A 24,838-nucleotide genomic window follows, 5' to 3' on the forward strand; every position below is an offset into this window, starting at 1 on the left:
TAATCTTTGTAAAAAAGAAGAGAAAGAATAACGCTATTTTATTTTAACACGTAAGCGTTATATCAACGTGTACTAGTATATATATTATAACATAATATATAATTTGTTTTAAATTATTAAAATAAAAAAGTGCTAGATTCAACTAACACCTTTTTTTTATTCTAGTTATACTATTTAGCAAATGATAGTATGACTACCTACGAGATAAATATTATAACATTATTTATTTAGTTTCTTTAATTCTTCTATTTGTTCATCAACTTTTGATATCGCAGTTGCTTTTTTTAGTTTGCTTTTCTTTTCAAGCAGTTTATTAATCTTTTTACTAATTGATAACTGCTGTTTAACTTTATTCATTTTAACTACTTTTTTAGCCTTAGTTATCTCTTCTTGTTCTAGCGTTGAATTAATACTATCATAAAAATAAGCAATCGCTAAGGCGTCGTATTCGTCTTCGTTTAAATTACTTTTAATATTAAATGTTTTAATCATTAAATTTTTAGTAATTAATTTACGATCTTTACGCAATGTGTTATATTGTATTTGTGGTATTTTTAACTGTCAAGCATTCGCATTAAACATTTTAAATTCAGCGTTAAAATCTCTTAAAACTTGCGACATTAACGCAATAATCATACCAGCATAAATTGAAAAGCGCTGTGTTAGTTTTGGATTTGAAAAGTTAGCAACTTCAATACCAATATAATAATCATCATCAGCTAATAATCAAACATTTAAATTAATTTCTTTAATAAGTCTTATAACGTTGTTATATAAATTCTTTTCGTTAAAATTATCAAAAGCAACAGCAAAGGTTTTAATTATCTGCTCATTTCTTAAAATAGCAACTCCTGTTATTGTTGTTGATAAATCGATTCCTATCACTCATTTATTCATAATTCATTAATATATTTTTCTATTAAACTTTGAATGTAATAACGTAAAAACACAGAAAATAAAGGGTCATAATCTTTTGCGACAATAAATAACTTATCTTCAAGTGTTTTTTCTAAAAAATTAATTAGTTCAGGCATTTGTTTAGTTTTGTTTTCATAAGATATAAACCTTAGATAATGTTTAACTTCTTTTTCAACGCTTTTTTTAATAAATTCTTTGGTTAGTGGTACATAATCATTAACGTTAATTAAATGGTCGTTATTTAAATGTTTTGATATCATACGTGGTACGATTTTACATTTTTTATAAACAAAAAACTTATTACTACTTTTTTTAAGACGTTTTAAATAAAGTTGATTAACACCCCTAAAGTAAATATAATCATATTTTTTATTTGCTAAATTAGCATCTTGTGTGCTCAAATGTCATTGTTTAGATCGCATATTTAAAGAAATCGTTAAGTGTTATATAGCCTTTTTCAATTAATTTATTTGCTGCTTCAAATGGTTTTAAGCCGTTGTATAAACCACTAAATGCTTCTAAATCTAATTTAATAATTTGTTTATAAAGTTCTAAAGCATTAGCGTTATTTTTTAGTTTATCTGGCATTGTTTTATTTTTAAAAAAGCCTTGGTTTTTATAATCAATAAACATTAACTGACTATCAAAATATGCTTTTTGTTCATCACTTTCTAATCAGTTAATAATTTCAATTTCATCATCACTATTACTATAAGAATTAACTGTTTGTGTTTGATAGTTATATTCTTTTTCAGCACTCACAAAATCAATAGTTTGTTGTTCGCTTAATTGATGCTTGTAAAAAATATTATCAAATGAAACAACACGCATAATAATTCGTTTTTCTTCTCAGTTAAAATTTATATAACATGAAACATTTTCTAAGATAACGATATTAGTTTTGTTATTTTCAAATGGAACAATACGTTCCATTAAATATTCACTAAAATAAACGTTCGCATTTACTTTATCTGCTAATCAAAAACTACCTGAAACAAAGGGTGCGTTATTACTTTTTTTCGTATTTAATCTAATAAAAGTTAGTGGCATTTTTTTAAATTCAATACGTGGCATATTATTATCAAAGTTATTAGAACTCATTAAAATCTACTTTCTTTATATTTTCAACTGCTGGTTCAATTACTTCAGCAACTGGTGGTGTAAACATTTTTTTATTTGGCACTGCTTCGCCTTGTTGCATTTCTTCATAAATATAAGGCGTATCACCTTTAAACGCTAATAAGCCACTTAAACGCAATGCGTGGGCCAAAGACACCTTTTTTAACATGGTAATAGGTTTTGTTAATCACAAGTTTTTATTCGTGCTGTATTCGCTTAAAAATACTTCAGCTTCAACAGTTCCAAGACCTTTTAAACCTGGCGATCTGATTGTTAGTATTGTCTTAGCACTTTTGTTAACATCGTTATAACTTTGTACAATACCAACTAATCGTTCAGTTCTATAAGCACGTTCTGTCATAGTATGAATACCAACAATTGGTGCTAAACGATTACCCATTTGAATTAAATAAACTTCTTTGTTTAGTGGATTTAAATTATTTGCTTGGCAAAAATAAATAATTTGTGCTGCTTGGTTTAAATCAATGGCTTTTAAATCAATTCCTTGAATGGTCAAAACAGCACGTGTGATTTGATTAATTTCGCTATTTGGATTAGCTCATTGTTCGCTTAGTTCATTTGGTGTTAATAATCTAATGCTTGGCACTAATTTATCGTCTTTAACCATTATTTATCTGCTCCACTTCATGTTATTCGTGTTGATGTTGTTCCTTTTTTAATCGTTTCATATTTTTTTGTATCAACTTTATAATCAGTAATGATTTTGTCATAATCTAAAACAATACTATCCTTAGATGTTAAATCATAGATTTTAATTTTTAAATCACTGTCTAAATCAACGATTTCATGATTGTTAACATTATCTTTTAAATATTGTTCTAATGTCTTTTTTTCATCGCTTAATTGTTTAATTAAATTATTTGTTTGTTGTAATTTGCTAATTACTTTTTTTGTTTCATCATTTAAAGCACTTAATATTTCACGTTTAATACTATTTGTCATTTTTTATTATCTCCATCATTTCATTTTGTTTTTGGTTAATTCGTAATCTAATACTTTCGATATCTGTCTCATAACTTGCTTTACGATATTCTAAGTCTTTACGTTCTCAGATATTAAAATCTAAATCTTTATTAATTCTTGCTAAATCATCCATTAAATCTTCGAACTCATCTTTTAATTGTCTTAGTTCTTCACTTAATGCATGTTCTTTATCTCAATTAGTCATGTTTGTTAATCTCCTTGATAACTTCATCTATTAAATTGTTTTTATATACTTCAAAAAACAAATCATTAATTAAATCGCAAACTTTTTTAACGTCATTGTTTTTTGTTAGTTGATTACGCAAATCTTTAAATTTATTTACATACTCTTTTATTTGTTTTTCGTTTTGGTTTTTCATCTATTCTAAACACTTCTTCAGCTATTGCTTCAAATAAATCATTTTGAATAATTTCAAAAAACAATTTACCCAATTTTTTATATGGTTCAACTCTTTTTCTTGTTTTTACAATTTCGTTACACAATTGTTCAATTTGTACAACATAATAATTAATAATTGCTTGGCATTCATCACACATACAAAGCATTGCCATAAGTTATTAACTCGCTTTCTTTCTTTTAAATAGTGGTAATAATAATTTTTCATCTTTTACGCCACATTTAAGATTGTGATTATATAAAACACAGTTTAAATGAACGTTTAGAATTTCTGTTATGTTTTTTAATGCAATTTTGTAATTTTTAACTGCTTCATCAATCATGGCATTTAACATATCATTTAATTTTTCATGGTCTTTCACCATGATGTCTTTATGATTTTTTAGTTCTTTTAAGTCTTTTATCATTTGTTTTTGAACATTAATTATGTTCACAATAAAGCCAACTATTTTTTCCATTGTTATTAATCTTCATCATCTTCTTCGATTTCAAAATCATATTTATAATTTGCAATAATAAATTCTGATATATGCTCTTCTAATGATTGTAGAATTCCAATTAAATCATCTTTAGTAAAAGTTAATTTTAAGATAGCTAAAATTGTATTTATTTTTTTAAAAATGAATAAAAGTGGTTCTATTATTTTACTTTCGTTAAATGTTTTACCTTTTTCAATGGAATCAAAAATTAAATTACCTTTATCAATGATTTGAATAATTAAAATTTCTGTTCCTTGAGTTAAATTAAGAGAATATAACTTATAAAACGCTTGTAATTTTTCTAGATAATTTTTAATTTTATCCATATTATTTTTTCCATTCTTTAATTGTTTGTTTAATTAGTTTTTTAGTGTCGTTTAGTCCGTTTGTATCAAGATATTTAATTAAATGTTCTTGTAGTTCTTCTAAGTATCAATGTGGTTGTTGATTCATTAGTTCAGTTAAGCTTACTTTTTTGTTTTTATTAAGAATATAGTTCATTGATTTTATTAATAAAACTTAAATCTAATGAATCATTTTCATAAACGCTTAACTTTGCTTGTTTACGACTAAATGCTAGTATAGCTGATGGTTCGTAATTGCTTAATTCTTGGCTGATGATGTAATCATATACACCAGCTTGAAACTTTCAAGATGGCACTGATTGGATTTCGTTGTGTGTTTTGATTTCAAGTACTTTATACTTATCATCTTTGGTTTTAACAACAACATCAGCAAAACCATGTCAGTAATGGTTTAGTTTTGGACTAAATAAATGTAATTCAACAGCGATTAGTGAATAATCATTTGTTTTTAAATAGTCTAAAAACAATAAAAAGACTTCTTTTAATTTTTCTTCATTAATACTATTTAAAATGACATCTAATTTTGATTGATTTTCAAAATAGTATTGAATGATTTGCATTAAACTAGTTCCAAACTCAATCGGATATTCTAGATTTTTTGCTGGTATTTTTTCAAAAATGTAATTTTTAAAACTTAATAGTCTACTTGGTGAAAATAAAGGTTTAGTTCTATCAAATTTGTTATACCAACGTTGATCTTTTTCGTTGTAAACTAACAACTTTTTATTAAAAATATTATTTATCATTTTCAAATTCCTTAAAAAATTTTTTATAAACGTCGTCCACTTGTTCTTTTGTGATCTGTACATATTGTAGTGTTGTTTGAATGTTTTCATGACCAACTAAATCTTGGACAATTTTTAACATATCACCACGTTTATAGTTATCATTGCTAGTTAAAAAGTTTGTAATAAAACTACGTCTTAGCGTATGTAATGAAACGTTTTTATTATCAAAAAATACTTTTAGATATTTACGTAATGTTTTAGTTGATGGTAGTTTTTTGTTTTTAATGTTATTTCACAGATGTTCAATATAGCAAATTTGTCTGTTCTTATTACCTTTGCCACTGATTACGAATAAGTCATTGTTTATTTGTTTAAGTTGATAGATTTCCATTGCTCTAATTCCAGTTGTGGCATAGAATAATAAAATCGTTTTATAAAACTTAATCTGTTTAGTATCTTGTTTATTAATTTTTAAACATCTTTGTATTTCATTTAAACTAAAGATTTTTTTATAACTTTTTTGTTCTTTGCTTAATTTTATTTCTTGCAAGTCTTGCACATACTGGTATTGTTTAGTAAATTTTCAATACTCACTTAAAATTGACTTAGCTAATTTTAGACTTTTTGGTTTGTAATTGTTATTTAATAATTGCTTAATAATCTGTTTAAAACTTTGCTCTTGCACCTTAAACTTTCTTAAATGTGATTCATAAGTTAAATATGTATTTTTTGATAAATTACGTTTTTTAATACTTTGTAGAAATTTGTTTATCATACTTTGTCGCTCCTAAGACCATATACATAAAGTTTAATAATCGTGATTATTGGACCTTTTTGGTGCATATAAAGACGCAAAAATCAACAACTTTCGTTGCTTTTTACTAATATTCGATAATGAAATTTTTATATTAGTTAATTTGATATAAAAATTTTTTGGAATTTGTATTCAAAAACATTATTTTTGATATTTTTATTAAAACCCTTAAATAATTATGTTGAAATAATCAAATTTTCAACATCGAAATATATAACCAAAATAATTAATATTTATGCTTTTGGTTATTTATTTTTGTTTGATATATTCATTTTCACGACGTTCCAATTCTTTATCTATTTCATTGCGTATTTTAAACAAATCATCTGCAATTCCTTCCATCACAGCCTTACGATCATCTAATGAATGATTTTTTTCGCCAAAAGCGTTATTTAAATCAGATTCATTAGTAGCTGCCTTGCCTGCAATTTTAGTTGCTTCACTTTGTAACGTTCTTAGTTCTTGTTCTGATCAAACATACTCATTATTTTCGTTTTTTTGATCAAATGGTGTTAAATTTTTTTGAGCACGAGGCTTATCAACCAATCTTAAAATACACATTAAAATAATTCAATAATCAGTTTGGATCTTTATTTTATAATCTTCCACTACTCTTTTGAATTCTTCTTCTTTTAATTTTTTAATTTCATCTTCACTTAATGGTTTACCATTTTTATCTTTTGTTAATTTAGAATTAAATTTAAAATAATAATCAATATCTTCTTTAGTTATAGGATAACTATGATTAATTCATTCTCGATCTTTATATTTATCATAAACTCTTGCTTGATCATTCAATAATCCAATTTCATGTTCAATTTCTTTAATCGTCTTATTTTCACATTCGTTTACATAAATTCATTTATAACCATTTCATCTTGCGCGAATTGAATAAAGTGAAGCAGTTTCTTTGTATACTAATTCAACACTACTTACAACTGCTTTATCTTCTTTTGGTGCAAGTGTTGGAGTAGGTGCATTTCCAAAGTTTACTTTTTCTGTTTGATAATTAAAATTCTAAAATTATTAGTTTTAAACAATAAAAAATAGCCTAGTCTTAGGCTATTATTACTCTAATTATTTTGTTTCTATAGCTTTTTCCTTTATAGAAATATTTAGTAATTTAGCATTTGTTAATTTAACTTCATAATTAACATTTGTTCCATTCATTTTATCTTTTAAATCAATTTCTAAACCATCTTTATTTAGTAATTGATTTTTTGTTAATGATTTGTGAACAACTTGTGTTATGCCATCTTTTTTTGTTATTTCTATATCAAACGTTAATAACGGTTGATTATTTTGAAAAGAATCTAAAATATTAAAGTTTTCTAATTTTATATTAACTTTTTTATCATTTTTGTTAAACGACATAATTAATTTAGCTTGATCAACATATGATTTTAATAATTCTTCTTGATCGAATTTAATTTCATTACCATTTAAAGTAAGTTTTGAAATCTCATAATTTGTATTTGATTCTAGTCCGTTTAATTTGCCACTAAGTGTTTTAGTTTGTTCATTGTAAGTTAAATCAGTTGCTTTAATAGATGCTGAAGTGCCATTTTGATTCTTATTAACTTCTAAAACAAAGTCTTTTTTATTTTGATCTGCTAGTTCAAATTTGCTAAATGTAACTTCAATATATGCAACGCCATTTTTAACTTCGCCAATTTTTACTCCACTTGCTATAGCTTCATTTTTTTTAGGTGTTGGAGTCATTTCAACTTTTTTAAGTTCGTCACTTAGACTAACTTCAACATTATTTAATGTTAATTTAGAAACTTTGTAAGTTCCTTCACTTAACTCACTTAAATCAGCTGTTGCACTTAATTTATCTTCACTTAATACTAAGTCAACTTCTTTTGTTTCACTATCTTTAGTTAAAGTTAATTTCAATGATTTTTGGCTTTCGTCTTTTAGTTGAACTGCTGAGGCAAATGTTAATTTAACTTTTGCTGTTTTTGTTTGTGCATTAACTTCGCTAAACTCAACATTACTTACAATTGCTTTATCTTCTTTTGGTGTAGGTGTTGGAGTAGGTTCTGGAGTTGGTGTAGGCGCATTTTCAAAGTCTACTTTTTCTGTTTGATAATTAAAATTCTAAAAATTATCAGTTTTTAAGGTAATAAAAAATAGCCCAATTTTGAGCTATTTAATTTATTTTTTAGAAAATTTGTAACTAGATAATTATTTTTCAGTTGATCCACCTTCTGTGCTACCTGTTTCAGGTTTTTTACCTTCAGTTGATCCACCTTCTGTGCTACCTGTTTCAGGTTTTTTAGAAGCTTCTACTTTTAATTCTTTATTTTTAATTTCGTCATTTAAACTAACTTCATTACCATTTAAAGTTAATTTAGTTACTTTATAAGTTCCTTCATTTAACACATTTAAATCAGCTGTTGCACTTAATTTATCTTGACTTAATACTAAGTCAACTTCTTTTGTTTCACTATCTTTAGTTAAAGTTAATTTCAATGATTTTTGGCTTTCGTCTTTTAGTTGAACTGCTGAGGCAAATGTTAATTTAACTTTTGCTGTTTTTGTTTGTGCATTAACTTCGCTAAACTCAACATTACTTACAATTGCTTTATCTTCTTTTGGTGTAGGTGTTGGAGTAGGTTCTGGAGTTGGTGTAGGCGCATTTTCAAAGTCTACTTTTTCTGTTTGATAATTAAAATTCTAAAAATTATCAATTTTAAGCAATAAAAAATACCAATCAAAGGTATCTTATATTTAAGATTTTTGAATGGTATTTAATGATTAATTTTTACTTTTTAGCTTCTTCTAATTCACGAGTTGCAGTTGTTACAGCTGCTTCTTTTGTTTTAGCATCAGCTTTAGCAGTTTCTAATGCTTTTGTAGCTTCTTTAACAGCAGTGTCTTTTGTTGTAACTAATTCATTTACTTTGTTTAATTCTTCTTTAGCCTTAGCTAATTTTTCTTCAGCTTTTTGAATTTTTTCATCTTTATTAGCTTCGTTTGATTTCTTAGCTTCTTCTAATTCACGAGTTGCAGTTGTTACAGCTGCTTCTTTTGTTTTAGCATCAGCTTTAGCAGTTTCTAATGCTTTTGTAGCTTCTTTAACAGCAGTGTCTTTTGTTGTAACTAATTCATTTACTTTGTTTAATTCTTCTTTAGCCTTAGCTAATTTTTCTTCAGCTTTTTGAATTTTTTCATCTTTATTAGCTTCGTTTGATTTCTTAGCTTCTTCTAATTCATGAGTTGCAGTTGTTACAGCTGCTTCTTTTGTTTTAGCATCAGCTTTAGCAGTTTCTAATGCTTTTGTAGCTTCTTTAACAGCAGTGTCTTTTGTTGTAACTAATTCATTTACTTTGTTTAATTCTTCTTTAGCCTTAGCTAATTTTTCTTCAGCTTTTTGAATTTTTTCATCTTTATTAGCTTCGTTTGATTTCTTAGCTTCTTCTAATTCACGAGTTGCAGTTGTTACAGCTGCTTCTTTTGTTTTAGCATCAGCTTTAGCAGTTTCTAATGCTTTTGTAGCTTCTTTAACAGCAGTGTCTTTTGTTGTAACTAATTCATTTACTTTGTTTAATTCTTCTTTAGCCTTAGCTAATTTTTCTTCAGCTTTTTGAATTTTTTCATCTTTATTAGGATTTGATGGTTGACCTCCTTGTTCGTTTCCACCATTTCCATTATTATTTTGGTCTTCAATTAATAATTTACTATTCTTAACTGTATCATTTAAATTGATTTCATTATTATTTAATGTTAATTTAGAAATACTGTATTCACCTTTTGTTAAATTAGTCAATTTACCAGTTAATGTTTTAGATGCTTCATCATATTTTAAATCACTTGCTTTGATTGGATTTGTATCATCTTTTTTAGTAATCTCTAAACTAAATAATTTTTTGCTAGAATCTGCTAATTCTAATTTACTAAAAACTAATGAAACTGTTGCTTCATCTTTTTTCTTTTCATCTTTTGTAAATGTAACATTACTTATAACTACTTCATCTTTTTTAGGTGTTGGTGTAGGTTCTGGAGTTGGCGTTGGAGTCGGAGTAGGTGATGGTGTAGGCGCATTTCCAAAGTCCACTTTTTCTGTTTGATAATTAAAATTCTAAAAATTATCAGTTTTAAAGGTAATAAAAAATAGCCCAAATGGACCATTTATTTTTTTAAATATGATTACATTTTATCATTCGAATTAGTTAATTTATCTAATTCAGCTTGAGCATCATTTTTTGCTTTAGTTTTAGCTTGAACATCTTGTTTAGCAGCATTAACTTTTGTTTGTGCAGCATCAATCTTAGCTTGTTCTGCCTTATCTGTTTTTAGTTTATTAAGTTCATCTTCAGCAGTTTTTAAATCAGTTTGTGCTTTAGTTAATGCATTAGTTGCTTCAGTTAATTTAGTTTGTGCTTGTTTAACTTTTGCTTCTTTATCATTTTCTTTTGGATCTGATGGTTGATTATCATTTGAATTAGTTAATTTATCTAATTCAGCTTGAGCATCATTTTTTGCTTTAGTTTTAGCTTGAACATCTTGTTTAGCAGCATTAACTTTTGTTTGTGCAGCATCAATCTTAGCTTGTTCTGCCTTATCTGTTTTTAGTTTATTAAGTTCATCTTCAGCAGTTTTTAAATCAGTTTGTGCTTTAGTTAATGCATTAGTTGCTTCAGTTAATTTAGTTTGTGCTTGTTTAACTTTTGCTTCTTTATCATTTTCTTTTGGATCTGATTGTTGGTCATTTTGCTCATTAGTTGCTTCAACTTTTAATTCAACTTTTTTAAGTTCGTCACTTAGACTAATTTCATTGTCATTTAAAGTCAATTTAGATAAAGTATAACTACCTTCTTTTAAACTAGATAATTTTCCACTTAAAGTTTTAGAAGTTTCATCATAGTTTAAATCACTTACTTTGATTGGATTTGTATCACCTTTTTTAATAACTTCTAAATTAAATGCTTTTTTGCTAGAATCCGCTAATTCCAACTTACTAAAAACTAATGAAACTACTGCTTCATTTGATTTCTTTTCATCTTTTGTAAATTTAACACTACTTACAACCGCTTCATCTTTTTTAGGTTCTGGAGTTGGCGTTGGAGTCGGAGTAGGTGATGGTGTAGGTGTATTTCCAAAGTCTACTTTTTCTGTTTGATAATTAAAATTCTAAAATTATTAGTTTTAGGTAATAAAAAAAATACCAAACAAAGGCATCTTATTTTTAAGATTCTTGAATGGTATTTATTAATTATTTTTTTATGCTTGAAGAACTTTTAATTCTTCTTTAGCTGAATCTACTGCTTGTTGTTTTGTTTTTTGATTTTCTTTAGCTGTTTCTAATGATTGATTTGCATCAGTTGATTCTTTAGTTGCTTGATCTAGTTTAGTTTTAGCAGCATCAACAGCTTTTTGTTTAGTTTCAACATCAGATTTAGCTGTTGTTAATTCTTTTTCTGCAGCATCTAATTTAGCTTTAACAGCCTTAACTTTTTCTTCTTTATTTTCTGTAGAACCTTCAGCTACTTTTAATTCTTCTTTAGCTGAATCTACAGCTTGTTGTTTTGTTTTTTGATTTTCTTTAGCTGTTTCTAATGATTGATTTGCATCAGTTGATTCTTTAGTTGCTTGATCTAGTTTAGTTTTAGCAGCATCAACAGCTTTTTGTTTAGTTTCAACATCAGATTTAGCTGTTGTTAATTCTTTTTCTGCAGCATCTAATTTAGCTTTAACAGCCTTAACTTTTTCTTCTTTATTTTCTGTAGAACCTTCAGCTACTTTTAATTCTTCTTTAGCTGAATCTACAGCTTGTTGTTTTGTTTTTTGATTTTCTTTAGCTGTTTCTAATGATTGATTTGCATCAGTTGATTCTTTAGTTGCTTGATCTAGTTTAGTTTTAGCAGCATCAACAGCTTTTTGTTTAGTTTCAACATCAGATTTAGCTGTTGTTAATTCTTTTTCTGCAGCATCTAATTTAGCTTTAACAGCCTTAACTTTTTCTTCTTTATTTTCTGTAGAACCTTCAGCTACTTTTAATTCTTCTTTAGCTGAATCTACAGCTTGTTGTTTTGTTTTTTGATTTTCTTTAGCTGTTTCTAATGATTGATTTGCATCAGTTGATTCTTTAGTTGCTTGATCTAGTTTAGTTTTAGCAGCATCAACAGCTTTTTGTTTAGTTTCAACATCAGATTTAGCTGTTGTTAATTCTTTTTCTGCAGCATCTAATTTAGCTTTAACAGCCTTAACTTTTTCTTCTTTATTTTCTGTAGAACCTTCAGCTACTTTTAATTCTTCTTTAGCTGAATCTACAGCTTGTTGTTTTGTTTTTTGATTTTCTTTAGCTGTTTCTAATGATTGATTTGCATCAGTTGATTCTTTAGTTGCTTGATCTAGTTTAGTTTTAGCAGCATCAACAGCTTTTTGTTTAGTTTCAACATCAGATTTAGCTGTTGTCAATTCTTTTTCTGCAGCATCTAATTTAGCTTTAACAGCCTTAACTTTTTCTTCTTTATTTTCTGTAGAACCTTCAGCTACTTTTAATTCTTCTTTAGCTGAATCTACAGCTTGTTGTTTTGTTTTTTGATTTTCTTTAGCTGTTTCTAATGATTGATTTGCATCAGTTGATTCTTTAGTTGCTTGATCTAGTTTAGTTTTAGCAGCATCAACAGCTTTTTGTTTAGTTTCAACATCAGATTTAGCTGTTGTCAATTCTTTTTCTGCAGCATCTAATTTAGCTTTAACAGCCTTAACTTTTTCTTCTTTATCTTTTTGCAGATTTGATGGTTGGGCACTTTGTTCATTAATTGGTCCAACTTTTAGTTCAACTTTTTTAATTTCTTCGCTTAAACTAACTTCATTACCATTTAAAGTTAATTTAGATAAATTATAAGTACCTTCTTTTAAGTTAGATAACTTTCCACTTAAAGTTTTAGATGCTTCATCATATTTTAAATCGCTTGCTTGAATTGGTGCTGTTTCACCTTTTTTAGTAACTTCTAAAACAAATATTTTTTTGCTAGCATCTGCTAATTCTAATTTACTAAAAACTAATGAAACTGTTGCCTCATCTTTTTTATTTTCAACTTTTTTAAATTCAACACTACTTACAACTGCTTCGTCTTTTTTAGGTGTTGGAGTAGGTGATGGTGTAGGTGTGTTTTCAAACTCCACTTTTTCTGTTTGATAATTAAAATTATCAGGTAATACTAAAGATGCAGTTTTTAGTAAGCCACCTTTATTAATAATAGTTAATTGTTCTTTAGCTTTTGGTTCACGTGGTAATTTAACATAGATTTTTTTGTTAAGTAAGTGACCTTTTGTTGTTGCGTTTTCTGTTTTATTTTCAGCTGATGTAATTGCAACATTGAATTCAGCTTCGTTTAATGCTTTTTTATCATTTTCAGTTAAATCATCGAAATTTTCAATGTCGTAAACAGCGTAAAAGCTCTTTTCGTCTTTTGATTTAACAAGTTGACTACTTAATTTAGATTTAACATTTGAGCTAGAACATGAAGCTGCCACAGCAACTACCCCTGCTCCCACTAAAGTTACCCCTAGTGTAATTGCTCAAAATTTCTTATTTTTTAATAATTTCATTTATAACGATCTCCTAATAAACTAAATATGAAATTTAGTTTTATTATTCTATTGTTTTTTGTGTCTATTTATAGTTTTGCAAATATATTTTTCTTTAGAATGTATAGATAATAACAACATTAAGATTTTGTTTAATCTCATGTTGTTTTTAATAGGAATTTTAATTTTAACGAAAACATATGAAGATTGCAAATGTCTTTCGCTTAACACTTGCAATTTAATTTTATAATTTTTATTAGTTTTTTTTTTTTTTTTAATGTGTTTTTTGAAGAAATTTTTAATTAAAAATAAAGTTGTTAATAAAAATTAATGTTTATTTTGAATTTTATAATTTTTTGTTCCTATTTTTACACTAAGTTTTATTATTTTAATTATCAAACAGAAAATATAGGTTTTGAAACAAAACCAGGAAGTGGTGAAACTACAAAACCAGGAAGTGGTGAAACTACAAAACCAGGAAGTGGTGAAACTACAAAACCAGGAAGTGGTGAAACTACAAAACCAGGAAGTGGTGAAACTACAAAACCAGGAAGTGGTGAAACTACAAAACCAGGAAGTGGTGAAACTACAAAACCAGGAAGTGGTGAAACTACAAAACCAGGAAGTGGTGAAACTACAAAACCAGGAAGTGGTGAAACTACAAAACCAGGAAGTGGTGAAACTACAAAACCAGGAAGTGGTGAAACTACAAAACCAGGAAGTGGTGAAACTACAAAACCAGGAAGTGGTGAAACTACAAAACCAGGAAGTGGTGAAACTACAAAACCAGGAAGTGGTGAAACTACAAAACCAGGAAGTGGTGAAACTACAAAACCAGGAAGTGGTGAAACTACAAAACCAGGAAGTGGTGAAACTACAAAACCAGGAAGTGGTGAAACTACAAAACCAGGAAGTGGTGAAACTACAAAACCAGGAAGTGGTGAAACTACAAAACCAGGAAGTGGTGAAACTACAAAACCAGGAAGTGGTGAAACTACAAAACCAGGAAGTGGTGAAACTACAAAACCAGGAAGTGGTGAAACTACAAAACCAGGAAGTGGTGAAACTACAAAACCAGGAAGTGGTGAAACTACAAAACCAGGAAGTGGTGAAACTACAAAACCAGGAAAATAAAATTTATATTTTTTTTAAAAAAGTGCCTTTTTAATTATTTATATATAAAGAGATTAATAGCCTATGAATTGGGCTATTTTTTTATCCCAACAAAACATATAAGATTACAAAAATCAAAATAAAAAACGACTCTTATAATTGTTTATTTAATAAAATTTAGATCAAAAAAATAATGGAAAATTAATATGAAATATAAAAAATAAATACTTTATTTCAAATGTTTTTTCTATTGTTTAAAATTGATAATTTTTAGAATTTGAATTATCAAAGAGAAAAAGTGGACTTTGAAAATGCGCCTGCACCAACTCCAACTCCACAACCAACACCCACACCTAAAAAAGATGAAGCGGTTGTAAGTAGTGTTAAATTTAGTGAAGTTAATGCACAAGCAAAAACAGCAAAAGTTAAATTAACATTTACCTTAGCAGTTCAACTAAAAGATGAAAATCAAAAATCATTAAAATTAACTTTAACTAAAGATAGTGAAACAAAAGAAGTTGACTTAGTATTAAGTGAAGATAAATTAAGTGCAACAGCTGATTTAAATGAGTTAAATGAAGGAACTTATAAAGTAACTAAATTAACTTTAAATGGTAATGAAGTTAGTTTAAATGACGAAATTAAAAATAAAGAATTAAAAGTAGAAGCTTCTAAAAAACCTGAAACAGGTAGCACAGAAGGTGGATCAACTGAAAAATAATTATCTAGTTACAAATTTTCTAAAAAATAAATTAAATAGCTCAAAATTGGGCTATTTTTTATTACCTTAAAACTGATAATTTTTAGAATTTTAATTATCAAACAGACAAAGTAGACTTTGGAAACACACCTACACCATCACCTACTCCGACTCCAACGCCCAAAAAAGATGAAGCAATTGTAAGTAATGTTACATTTACAAAAGATAAAAACAAAAAAGATGAAGGAACAGTTTCATTAGTTTTTAGTAAATTAGAATTAGCGGATTCTAACAAAAAAGTATTTAACTTAGAAGTTACTAAAAAAGGCGAAACAACTCCAATTCAAGTTAGTGATTTAAGCTATGATGAAACTACTAAAACTTTAAGTGGGAAGTTATCTAACTTAAAAGAAGGTACTTATAATTTATCTAAATTAACATTAAATGGTAATGAAATCAATTTAAATGATACAGTTAAGAATAGTAAATTATTAATTGAAGACAAAAATAATAATGGAAATGGTGGAAACGAACAAGGAGATCATCCATCAAATACTCCTGCTCTAACAGAAGAACAATTAGAAGCAAAAGTTGCTGATTTAGATAAAAAAGTAAAAGAAGCAACAACTGCATTAACAGAAGCTGAAAACGCTGTTAAAACTGAAAAAGCAGGTAAAAACGATGTTGCAAAAGTTAAAGAATTAGAAAAAGTTGTTCAAGAAAAACAAACACAAAAACAAAACCTTGAACAAGAATTAGCTAAAGCAAAAGAAGAACTTAAAAAGTTAAAATAATAAAATTAATAATAGCTCAAAATTGGGCTTTTTTTATTACCTTAAAACTGATAATTTTTAGAATTTTAATTATCAAACAGAAAAAGTAGACTTTGAAAATGCGCCTACACCAACTCCAGAACCTACTCCAACACCTACACCAAAAGAAGATAAAGCAATTGTAAGTAATGTTGAGTTTAGCGAAGTTAATGCACAAACAAAAACAGCAAAAGTTAAATTAACATTTGCCTCAGCAGTTCAACTAAAAGACGAAAGCCAAAAATCATTGAAATTAACTTTAACTAAAGATAGTGAAACAAAAGAAGTTGACTTAGTATTAAGTCAAGATAAATTAAGTGCAACAGCTGATTTAAATGTGTTAAATGAAGGAACTTATAAAGTAACTAAATTAACTTTAAATGGTAATGAAGTTAGTTTAAATGACGAAATTAAAAATAAAGAATTAAAAGTAGAAGCTTCTAAAAAACCTGAAACAGGTAGCACAGAAGGTGGATCAACTGAAGGTAAAAAACCTGAAACAGGTAGCACAGAAGGTGGATCAACTGAAAAATAATTATCTAGTTACAAATTTTCTAAAAAATAAATTAAATAGCTCAAAATTGGGCTATTTTTTATTACCTTAAAAACTGATAATTTTTAGAATTTTAATTATCAAACAGAAAAAGTGGACTTTGAAAACACACCTACACCATCACCAACTCCGACTCCAACACCTACACCAAAAGAAGAAAAAGCAGTTGTAAGTAGTGTTGAATTAGTAGACAAAGATACTGGAACTAAAAAAGCAAAAGTTAAATTAACTTTCTCTAAAGCACTTGTAGTAGCAAATGAAACTACACCATCACTAAAATTAACACTAACTAAAAAAGGTGCACAAGAAACTAAAGAAGTTGAATTAGTATTAAGTGCTGATAAATTAAGTGTAACTACAAAAGATCTTGTTGAATTTGCAACAGATACTTATAATGTATCAAAACTAATGATTAATGATGTTGAAGCTAATGTTGATGCTATTAAAAGTAGTGATTTAAAAGTTGCTGAAGAACAAGTAAATCCAGCAACTTAAAATTAATAAATATTTTTAACTAAAATAAATAATAAATTTACAATAAAATATTGAGTATACATTCATTTGTGTATATCTTAATATTTTTTGCTTTTATAACAAATTTAACAAGTTTAAAACGTATTAGTTTTTTAAAATTTAAACAATTATAAATTTAAAAAATTTTATATATTATAAAATATAAATGTAGGTTCAATAAAACAATAAATGCAACTCAATAACCAAATAGTGTGCATTTATTTTATTTAATAAATAAAGGAATATAAAATGGAAACAAAAAATGCGTTATTTAAAAAAATTGTAATGATTGATGATGAACTGTTAGATAAAATCAATATTAAAAAATTAACTAAAGATAAAAAAAACAATTTATTTGTTTATTTTAATCAATTAGTTGATGCAACTATTATTAATGAATTGCATCAACTACCAAAAACAACTTTAATGCATGATTTGCAAATTTGATATATTAATGATCTAAAAGATATTGATCAAAAAATTTTATTAACTTTTTTTAAAAAAATTAGTGAACAAAGTATTGATTTAGTTTTTTTAGAACAAATCACTGATTTAAATACAAAAATAGAATATGATTTTGATTTAAATCAATTAAATTTAAAAATCGATAATAAATTAATTTATGATCATTTCATAACTAATAAATTAAAAATTTTAAATACTTTAAAAGCGTGATCATTACCTTATAGCGAACTTGAAATCCATTTTGAAAATATTAGTTTAATATTAAATGAAAATCACGAACAAGCAGTTAATGAAATTATTAACCATCATATACAACAACAAAAACAATTAGAACAACAAATTAATCAACAACAAGATTATCAAAACAATCAAAAATCAAATTTTAACTATTACAAAAATACATCTAATAAAACCATTACAAAATTAATTGATATTAATCCTTTAATGAATAATGCTAAAATTCAAGCTTATGTTTTTGCAAAAAAAGTTGATGTTTTAAAAAGCGGAGCAATCGCTTATAAATTAAATGTTATTGATGATAGCGAAACATTAACGATTATGACTTATTTATCAAATAGCGAACATCCATTAAAAAAGTTTTTAGATGAATTAAAAATTGACCAATTAATTGAAGCTGAGATTGATATTGTTTTAGATAATATGAGTAAAAGTGGCCAAGTTCCAATTGGTAAAATTAAAAAAATTTACACTATTCAAGATAATCATATAAAAAAGACAATTACACCTCGTTTAGAATTAAATTTTCATACTAAAATGTCTTCGCTTGATGCGATTATTTCAGCACAAGAATTAATTGATTTTGCAGTTAAAAATCAATTAAAAACAATTGGTGTTACTGATCGAAATGTTGTCCAATCATATCCTGAAATTGCTAAATTTTCTAAAAAACAAGATTTAAAGATTATTTATGGATTAGAAACAGAAGAATTAGAAGAGCAAATTCCTTTAGCTTTAAATGTTCGTGATCAAAATTTAGATGATGCAACATATGTAATTTTTGATATTGAAACAACAGGGTTGTTTCCTAATTTTGATGAAATTATTGAATTTGGAGCCATTATTATGCAAAATAATAAACAAATTGGCGATAAAATTCAATTCTTTGTTAAACCTATTCAAGAAATTAATGAAAACATTACTAATTTAACTAACATTAATCAAGAAATGGTAAATGATGCAATTGATGAAAAAACAGCATTATTAAAAATTAAAGAAATTTTTGATAACCATATTTTGGTTGCTCATAATGGGATTAGTTTTGATATTAACTTTATTAATCAAAGGTTATTAAAATGAGGCTTAAAACCACTTAAAAATCCAAGTATTGATACATTAATGATTTCACGTGCTATTAATCCTTTTAAAAGTCATCGTTTAGGGGCAATTTGTAAAAAATATGAAGTTGACTATAATGATGAAGTAGCTCATCGTGCAGATTATGATGCAATGGTATTAGCTGATGTTTTTAAAATTATGAAAAATAGTTTAGTTAATGACTTTGAAATCATTAATTTAAATCAAATTAACACTAAATTACAAAGTTTAATGTTAAAAAATCGAAGTTTTGGAAATTGAGTTAATTTATATATTAAAACTCAAGCAAATGTTAAAGATATGTACGAATTAGTGTCTATATCACACACTGATATGTACTATACAAGACCAACGATTACCACAAGTTTTTTAGCAAATAAAAAAGATAAATTAATCATTTCAAATTCGGTTCATGAATCTGATTTAATTAATGCTTTATATTCAAAAAGTGATGATGAAATCAAATCAATAATGCAACGTTATGATTTCATTACTCTACCATCAATTGGTTCACAAAAACATTTAGTATATGCTAAAAAAATCACACTTGAGAATGTACAAAAAGCTTTTAAAAAATTAGTAAGTTTAGCTTTAGAATTAAACAAAATTATTATTTATTCAAGTTCGCCTTATTATTTTTTAAAAGATGATAAGAAATTTTATGATGTTTATGTTAACACTAAAGGACTTGAAGGTAAATCACATCGTTTCGCTAATGAAGAATATGTGCCAGATTTAGAGTATGTTGATCAAAAAAGTGCGATTGATGAACTTGCTTATTTAGAAGATGAAAATTTAATTAATTTAATTATTAATGAAAATCCACAAATCATTAATTCATGATTTGATGATAAAATCCAACCTTTAAAAGAGGGATTGTATGCTCCAAAAATGGAGGGAGTAGATCAAAAAACAATTGATTATGTTTATCATACAGCTAAAAAAATCTATGGCGATAATCTACCGACAATTATCGAACAACGTATTAAAAAAGAATTAGATTCGATTATTAAGCATGGATTTAGTGTTGTTTATTGAATTTCACATTTATTAGTAGAAAAATCAATGCAAGATGGTTATGGAGTTGGAAGTCGTGGTTCTGTTGGATCGTCACTTGTAGCAACATTTTTAAATATTACTGATGTTAATCCATTAGCTCCTCATTATTTATGTCCAAAATGTAAAAAATGTGAATTTATAACTAATGCTGATGATGGATTTGATTTAGTTCCTAAAGATTGTGAACAATGTCAAATTCAAATGTTAACTGATGGTCATAATATTCCTTTTGAAACATTTTTAGGATTTGATGGGGATAAAGTGCCTGATATTGATTTAAATTTCTCTGGTGTTTATCAAGCAGTTGCCCATAATTTTATTAAAAGTATTTTTGGTGAAACACATTCATATCGTGCTGGTACAATTGGTACAATGGCTGAAAAAAGTGCTGAAAATGCGGTTAAAAAATATTTTGAAAATCGTTTTAGTGAAAACCAAATTGTTCGTGATTCAACAGTTAGTTTATATGTTCAAAAATGTATTGATTCAAAAAGAACTACTGGACAACACCCTGGAGGAATTATTATTGTTCCTAAAGAATATAGTATTTGGGATTTTTCACCTTATAATTTTCCAGCTAATGATATTAATGAAACTTGAAAAACAACGCACTTTGCGTTTGAATATTTACATGATAGTTTGCTTAAATTTGATATTTTAGGACACGATAATCCAACGATTTTAAAACTTTTAAAAGACTATACTGGAATTGATGATCGTGATGTGCCAATGTATGATCCATTGGTTATGAAATTATTTAGTGATATTAGTGCACTAAACATTAAACCATCAGATGTTTTAAATGAAACAACAGGAGCTATTTCAATTCCTGAATTTGGAACTCGTTTTGTTCGGGGAATGCTAGTTGATACTAAACCCAAATCATTTGCTGACTTAATTCGAATTTCTGGTTTATCTCATGGAGAAAGTGTTTGATTAGGTAATGCTCAATCATTAATTAAATCTGGAAAACTACTAAAAGATGTTATTGCTTGTCGTGATGATATTATGACTTATTTGATTCGTCAAAATGTTGAACCAAAAACTGCTTTTTTAATTATGGAAGATGTAAGAAAAGGTAAAAAAATTAAACCTGAACATCAAAGTATTTTAAAAGAATTAAAGATTCCTGAATGATATATTGAATCAGCTAATAAAATTAAATACATGTTCCCTAAAGCCCATGCGACAGCTTATGTTATGCACGCATGAAAGTTTGCGTGATATAAGATTTATCATCCACTAGAATACTATGCAGCATTTTTTAGTGTTCGTGCTGATAATTTTGATTTGTTTGTAATTAATCAAGGAAAAGAGTTTATTGAAAAAACTTACAATGATATTGAACAACGCTCAAAATCACGAGATCCACAAAAAAAAGTGAGTTCACGTGAACTTGCTTTACAACCAATTTATGAAATTGTGATTGAATTATTAGCTCGGGGTTTTAAAATTTCAAATATTAGTATTGAACAATCACAGGCAACTAGTTATGTAATTGATAAACAAAATAATGCCATTATTCCACCATTTGTGGCTATTCAAGGCTTGGGTGAAACAGTGGCTAATTCCATTATTGAAGCACGTAATCAAAAAGCTTTTTCAACAATTGAAGATTTAAAAAATCGAACAAAAATTTCACGAACTGATTTAAAAAATTTACGTGAATTAGGTGTATTAGATCATTTAAGTGAGACTGAACAATTAACATTATTTTAATTTTTGATATATAAAAACCCTTTATTTATTTTTTTAGTAGTATAAATTTAAGTGAGTTTATTTTTTAAACGAAATTATTTTCACTAAGGATAAGTAAGAAAGTAGATACAAATATGAAAAAAATAAATAAAAAGATTTTGTTTTCTTCATTGCTATTTGGAACTGTAGCTATTGGAACTGTTGCAGTTGCAACTGCATGTAGTGATGATAAGAAAACTAAAAAAACAATAAATACAGGTACTATTCAACCTGGAAGTAGTACAGGAACAACAAGTAAATCATTAACGCAAGAAAAAGTGTTAAGAAATGAAATTATTTCTGAAATTTTGAATGCTAAATCTAAAAAACCAGATCGTGATAAGATGTGAGTTAATTGATGAAATAGTTCTTTTGAACAAGCACGAAAACTAGCGATGGAAATGGATAAAGCAGTTGATTTAACAAAATCTTCAAATTTTAAAAAATTAATTGCTGAAGGGAAATACAAATCTACATTTAGTGCACAAATTGAAGATATTATTGCTAAAGTTAAACATGATATTAAAATGTATGCAGAATCACCATTTTGAAAAAAATGACGTGATGAAAAAAAGACTGTTATTACATTAGTAAATAATAACGCCCCTCGTGAAGATTTAGCAGCTATGAATGTAACATCAATTGATTTACCTGCTGATTTTCCAATTATTTATTCAAAACCTGATTATGATGGTATTCCTGGATTAGGTGCACGTTTTCCAACGCCTAAATCAAAAGTAGCTCCTGAAAAATTATTAGATGATGGTTTCTCATTTGGGGATATTATTGTTGAAGATGGTTCTGAAACTCAAAAAGCAAATCTACCTGGTCAATTAACTGAATCATTTGAAAACACAGCTGATAAAGTAATTTATTTATACTACGATTCAGGTTTACCAGAAGCCTTTAAAAACAATCAACGCCAACCTGAAAAAATTAAACAATTTGAAGATTGAATGAAGAGTCAAAATGCTAATGATTTTATTGCAAAACGCATGTTAAAAAATCCAAATAATAAGGATGATTTAATTGTTATGCCAATGAGTAGTTTATGATATGCAAGTTATGGTATTTTAGGGGTTAATTATTCATTACATGCTCTATCAGAAGCATTTGGTATGCCAAAATCTGAATTAGATGCTTTAAAAGCTAAAGAAGAATTTAAAGTACCAACTCAATTATTTACATTAGTTAACCAAGATACAGATTTAAAAGAAGATAAAAAAACAATTAAAGATGAATGTGATCCTTTTAAATCGCACCGTGATCCAAATCATAAAATTGATTGAAAAGTTTGGGCAACAAACTCACAAGTTTTAGATATTGCTATTACTTTAGGACTAAAACCTGATTTATTAGTAAATGGTGAATTATCAACAAGTGGACATGAAGAAAGACAATTAGCTTTATATTTATCAGAATATATTAATGGACCACTAAAAGATTGTAGAACAATCACTCCAAGTGATGGAATTCGTTGAGAAACAACATCATTAACTAAAATTAAAGATTTAAATGTTAACTTGATTCTAGCTGGAATTCATGGGGAAGCTGCAACAAAAATGTTTGGTGCATTAATGAATGAACATAAAGAAATTGCTAATTTTGCAATTACTAACCGTCGATTTAGTGATGAAACAAGAAAAGTAGTTGCTCCTCAAGATCGTGATCAATACTCTCAAAATGCAGCTCTTGTTGATTGAGAAGATTACTTAAAAACAAAAGACTTACATTAATTTTTAAGTAAAGATAAAGATTATAATACAATAAAAAATCCATCTTATTATGTTTATAATAAAGATGGTTTTTTATTATTTATTTAATTTTTGCAAATAAAAATCAGCTTTTTGATAAGCATTTTCCCCATATATCTTAATTTTTAATTCATTAGTTTTTAAAAAAGCGTTTGTAGCTCATAAAAACCCATAATATGATGTTAAAAATAAGTATTTATAAATCAAATGTTCGTCATATCCTAATTTTTCTTTTATAAAAGAAATTCCAAAATTCAATTGTGTATCATTTAGATCCCTTAAAAAATTAAATAAATCTCAATCTTTTAAATTTCTGCTACTATATTCAAAATCAATTAATATAAAAAGATTTTCGCATTCATTTGCTAAAATATTATTAATTGAAAAATCGTTGTGGGCTAAAACAAGTTTAGTTTTTTTTACTTCTTGCTCATAAATAGATTTAAAATATGCAGCTAATGGATCATTTTTTACCAAAGGCAGATAAGATAAGTAATCAAAATCTTTAATTTTAATTTTTTTGTTAATGGTTAACGTTTGTAATTCTTTGATATTATGAATCACGTTAGCCATAAATCATTCATTAATTACATAAGGTTTTTTGACATTTATTTTTTGACTAATTAGATGATGAGATTGTTGATCATAATAAAAATAACCTTTAAAAAATTTAGTAAACAAATAATGTTCTAAAGTATTTCCCTTTTTGATTTTAATTCTAATATATCAACTTAAATTAATTATGTCTACAACTTCAAATACCTGATTAGTTCAAGCATCTAAAACAATTTGAATCGATTTAAAATTGTGAAAATCAATATTGATAAAATTAATTAATAATGATTTTGCTCAATTTTTCATTAATTTTGATTTTTAAAATATTTTATTAATTCATTAACAAATTGATTTAAACGCGCTTGATCTTGATTAATTGCACCATAATAATAAAAACTTTTTTGAATACTTGCTCGTAATTTTTTTAGCATTCCATTTACATTATTCAAATATTCTTCAACTGAAATGTTATTAATATTAGGATCTTTTTTTTCATAAAAATCTTGATTAGCCCCAGTTGTGATGATTTTATAAACTTCTTTATTTTCTAAACTAAAAGGAAAAGTTCTTCAAACTTCTATAAAATAACGTGATAATGATCAAGGAATGTTATATCAATTTAGCGTAAACAATAAAATAATTCGATCAAATCCTAAGATAAATTCTTGCTCTTTTAAAACATCAAAAGGTTGATTTGCATCAAGATTAACACAAACAAAATTTGTTTGTTTTTGAAAAGCTTCAAAAATTTGTTGTGTATGAAACGATTTAGTTGGACAAACACGTGCGTATAAAACTAATGTTTTTTTCATGTTATTTAACTCCTTAAATTTATTTATTAAATTAAAACATAATTTAATAAAAATTGAAAT

The 24,838-nt window shown here is 26.5% G+C and carries 28 protein-coding genes and 1 pseudogene; 7 read left to right on the forward strand and 22 right to left on the reverse strand.

Annotated features, from left to right (window positions below):
• Positions 1-219 precede the first annotated feature (219 nt).
• From UUR8_RS01980 to UUR8_RS02060, 18 genes are all read right to left on the reverse strand, one after another.
• On the reverse strand, positions 220-897 hold the full coding sequence (locus tag UUR8_RS01980; protein ID WP_004025947.1) for a hypothetical protein: 678 nt from the start codon (positions 895-897) through the stop codon (positions 220-222).
• Positions 879-1,340 carry a hypothetical protein gene (locus tag UUR8_RS01985; protein WP_004025662.1) on the reverse strand — a complete coding sequence of 154 codons (462 nt, stop codon included), beginning with the start codon at positions 1,338-1,340 and terminating at the stop codon, positions 879-881. The genes UUR8_RS01980 and UUR8_RS01985 overlap by 19 nt, the downstream gene beginning before the upstream one ends.
• Positions 1,330-2,019 carry a hypothetical protein gene (locus tag UUR8_RS01990; protein ID WP_004026102.1) on the reverse strand — a complete coding sequence of 230 codons (690 nt, stop codon included), beginning with the start codon at positions 2,017-2,019 and terminating at the stop codon, positions 1,330-1,332. Before UUR8_RS01990 ends, UUR8_RS01985 begins: the two co-directional genes overlap by 11 nt.
• On the reverse strand, positions 2,009-2,665 hold the full coding sequence (bet, locus tag UUR8_RS01995; protein WP_004025556.1) for a phage recombination protein Bet: 657 nt from the start codon (positions 2,663-2,665) through the stop codon (positions 2,009-2,011). Before bet ends, UUR8_RS01990 begins: the two co-directional genes overlap by 11 nt.
• Entirely contained in the window at positions 2,665-3,000 is a 336-nt protein-coding gene (locus UUR8_RS02000) for a hypothetical protein (RefSeq protein WP_004026070.1), read from the reverse strand. Before UUR8_RS02000 ends, bet begins: the two co-directional genes overlap by 1 nt.
• Entirely contained in the window at positions 2,990-3,226 is a 237-nt protein-coding gene (locus UUR8_RS02005; RefSeq protein WP_004026113.1) for a hypothetical protein, read from the reverse strand. Before UUR8_RS02005 ends, UUR8_RS02000 begins: the two co-directional genes overlap by 11 nt.
• On the reverse strand, positions 3,219-3,401 hold the full coding sequence (locus UUR8_RS02010) for a hypothetical protein (RefSeq protein WP_004025899.1): 183 nt from the start codon (positions 3,399-3,401) through the stop codon (positions 3,219-3,221). Before UUR8_RS02010 ends, UUR8_RS02005 begins: the two co-directional genes overlap by 8 nt.
• On the reverse strand, positions 3,358-3,594 hold the full coding sequence (locus UUR8_RS02015; protein ID WP_004026929.1) for a hypothetical protein: 237 nt from the start codon (positions 3,592-3,594) through the stop codon (positions 3,358-3,360). The genes UUR8_RS02010 and UUR8_RS02015 overlap by 44 nt, the downstream gene beginning before the upstream one ends.
• A gap of 6 nt (positions 3,595-3,600) precedes the next feature.
• The gene (locus UUR8_RS02020; RefSeq protein ID WP_004025670.1) at positions 3,601-3,897 is read right to left on the reverse strand and encodes a hypothetical protein; all 297 of its coding nucleotides are present in this window, start codon (positions 3,895-3,897) and stop codon (positions 3,601-3,603) included.
• A 5-nt stretch (positions 3,898-3,902) separates the two neighbouring features.
• Positions 3,903-4,244, reverse strand: coding sequence for a hypothetical protein (locus UUR8_RS02025; RefSeq protein ID WP_004025751.1), 342 nt, complete (start codon positions 4,242-4,244; stop codon positions 3,903-3,905).
• A 1-nt stretch (position 4,245) separates the two neighbouring features.
• Positions 4,246-4,419 carry a hypothetical protein gene (locus UUR8_RS03705; RefSeq protein ID WP_004026028.1) on the reverse strand — a complete coding sequence of 58 codons (174 nt, stop codon included), beginning with the start codon at positions 4,417-4,419 and terminating at the stop codon, positions 4,246-4,248.
• Positions 4,403-5,029 carry a hypothetical protein gene (locus UUR8_RS02030; protein WP_004025921.1) on the reverse strand — a complete coding sequence of 209 codons (627 nt, stop codon included), beginning with the start codon at positions 5,027-5,029 and terminating at the stop codon, positions 4,403-4,405. The genes UUR8_RS03705 and UUR8_RS02030 overlap by 17 nt, the downstream gene beginning before the upstream one ends.
• Entirely contained in the window at positions 5,019-5,786 is a 768-nt protein-coding gene (locus UUR8_RS02035) for a tyrosine-type recombinase/integrase (RefSeq protein ID WP_004026204.1), read from the reverse strand. The genes UUR8_RS02030 and UUR8_RS02035 overlap by 11 nt, the downstream gene beginning before the upstream one ends.
• 288 nt (positions 5,787-6,074) lie before the next feature.
• Positions 6,075-6,623, reverse strand: a complete 549-nt coding sequence (locus tag UUR8_RS02040) for a hypothetical protein (protein WP_004026212.1) — start codon at positions 6,621-6,623, stop codon at positions 6,075-6,077.
• 279 nt (positions 6,624-6,902) lie between these two features.
• Complete coding sequence (locus tag UUR8_RS02045) at positions 6,903-7,724, reverse strand: DUF1410 domain-containing protein (RefSeq protein WP_004025499.1); 822 nt, start codon at positions 7,722-7,724, stop codon at positions 6,903-6,905.
• Positions 7,725-8,015: 291 nt separating this feature from the next.
• Positions 8,016-8,303 (reverse strand): hypothetical protein, encoded by a 288-nt coding sequence (locus tag UUR8_RS02050; RefSeq protein ID WP_004025501.1) that lies wholly within the window; start codon positions 8,301-8,303, stop codon positions 8,016-8,018.
• A 292-nt stretch (positions 8,304-8,595) separates the two neighbouring features.
• Complete coding sequence (locus tag UUR8_RS02055; protein ID WP_004025614.1) at positions 8,596-9,888, reverse strand: coiled-coil domain-containing protein; 1,293 nt, start codon at positions 9,886-9,888, stop codon at positions 8,596-8,598.
• A 92-nt stretch (positions 9,889-9,980) separates the two neighbouring features.
• A complete protein-coding gene (locus UUR8_RS02060) occupies positions 9,981-10,787 on the reverse strand; it encodes a DUF1410 domain-containing protein (protein WP_004025916.1) in 807 nt (268 codons plus the stop codon).
• On the opposite strand from UUR8_RS02060, the gene UUR8_RS03650 reads away from it, so the two are divergent.
• On the forward strand, positions 10,765-10,956 hold the full coding sequence (locus tag UUR8_RS03650; protein WP_155105087.1) for a hypothetical protein: 192 nt from the start codon (positions 10,765-10,767) through the stop codon (positions 10,954-10,956). The two genes, UUR8_RS02060 and UUR8_RS03650, sit on opposite strands and share 23 nt — an antisense overlap.
• 98 nt (positions 10,957-11,054) lie before the next feature.
• On the opposite strand, the gene UUR8_RS03780 is transcribed toward UUR8_RS03650, so the two are convergent.
• A complete protein-coding gene (locus tag UUR8_RS03780) occupies positions 11,055-13,391 on the reverse strand; it encodes an MBA family surface membrane protein (protein WP_004025498.1) in 2,337 nt (778 codons plus the stop codon).
• A 394-nt stretch (positions 13,392-13,785) separates the two neighbouring features.
• Here UUR8_RS03780 and UUR8_RS03785 point away from each other — a divergent pair, with 394 nt between their 5' ends.
• Positions 13,786-14,538: a hypothetical protein gene (locus UUR8_RS03785; RefSeq protein WP_004025500.1), complete on the forward strand. Its 753-nt coding sequence runs from the start codon at positions 13,786-13,788 to the stop codon at positions 14,536-14,538.
• 243 nt (positions 14,539-14,781) lie between these two features.
• A complete protein-coding gene (locus UUR8_RS02075; protein WP_004025497.1) occupies positions 14,782-15,204 on the forward strand; it encodes a DUF1410 domain-containing protein in 423 nt (140 codons plus the stop codon).
• 94 nt (positions 15,205-15,298) lie between these two features.
• Here UUR8_RS02075 and UUR8_RS03790 read toward each other — a convergent pair whose 3' ends face one another.
• Positions 15,299-15,478, reverse strand: coding sequence for a hypothetical protein (locus UUR8_RS03790; RefSeq protein WP_230438553.1), 180 nt, complete (start codon positions 15,476-15,478; stop codon positions 15,299-15,301).
• A 764-nt stretch (positions 15,479-16,242) separates the two neighbouring features.
• Between UUR8_RS03790 and UUR8_RS02085 the strand changes: the two genes are divergently transcribed.
• From UUR8_RS02085 to UUR8_RS02100, 4 genes and pseudogenes are all read left to right on the forward strand, one after another.
• Positions 16,243-16,530, forward strand: coding sequence for a hypothetical protein (locus UUR8_RS02085; protein WP_004025501.1), 288 nt, complete (start codon positions 16,243-16,245; stop codon positions 16,528-16,530).
• Between the two features lie 111 nt (positions 16,531-16,641).
• Positions 16,642-17,022 (forward strand): annotated as a pseudogene (locus UUR8_RS02090) (hypothetical protein); the annotation flags it as partial.
• Positions 17,023-17,310: 288 nt separating this feature from the next.
• Positions 17,311-21,639: a DNA polymerase III subunit alpha gene (polC, locus tag UUR8_RS02095; protein WP_004025551.1), complete on the forward strand. Its 4,329-nt coding sequence runs from the start codon at positions 17,311-17,313 to the stop codon at positions 21,637-21,639.
• Positions 21,640-21,752: 113 nt separating this feature from the next.
• Positions 21,753-23,393 carry a Vmc-like lipoprotein signal peptide domain-containing protein gene (locus UUR8_RS02100; RefSeq protein ID WP_004025776.1) on the forward strand — a complete coding sequence of 547 codons (1,641 nt, stop codon included), beginning with the start codon at positions 21,753-21,755 and terminating at the stop codon, positions 23,391-23,393.
• Between the two features lie 75 nt (positions 23,394-23,468).
• On the opposite strand, the gene UUR8_RS02105 is transcribed toward UUR8_RS02100, so the two are convergent.
• A complete protein-coding gene (locus UUR8_RS02105; protein WP_004026181.1) occupies positions 23,469-24,272 on the reverse strand; it encodes a hypothetical protein in 804 nt (267 codons plus the stop codon).
• Positions 24,272-24,778 carry an NAD(P)H-dependent oxidoreductase gene (locus tag UUR8_RS02110; protein ID WP_004025881.1) on the reverse strand — a complete coding sequence of 169 codons (507 nt, stop codon included), beginning with the start codon at positions 24,776-24,778 and terminating at the stop codon, positions 24,272-24,274. Before UUR8_RS02110 ends, UUR8_RS02105 begins: the two co-directional genes overlap by 1 nt.
• Positions 24,779-24,838: the final 60 nt, after the last annotated feature.

This window comes from Ureaplasma urealyticum serovar 8 str. ATCC 27618 (assembly GCF_000169535.1).
GTDB classification, from domain to species: domain Bacteria; phylum Bacillota_I; class Bacilli_A; order Mycoplasmatales; family Mycoplasmoidaceae; genus Ureaplasma; species Ureaplasma urealyticum.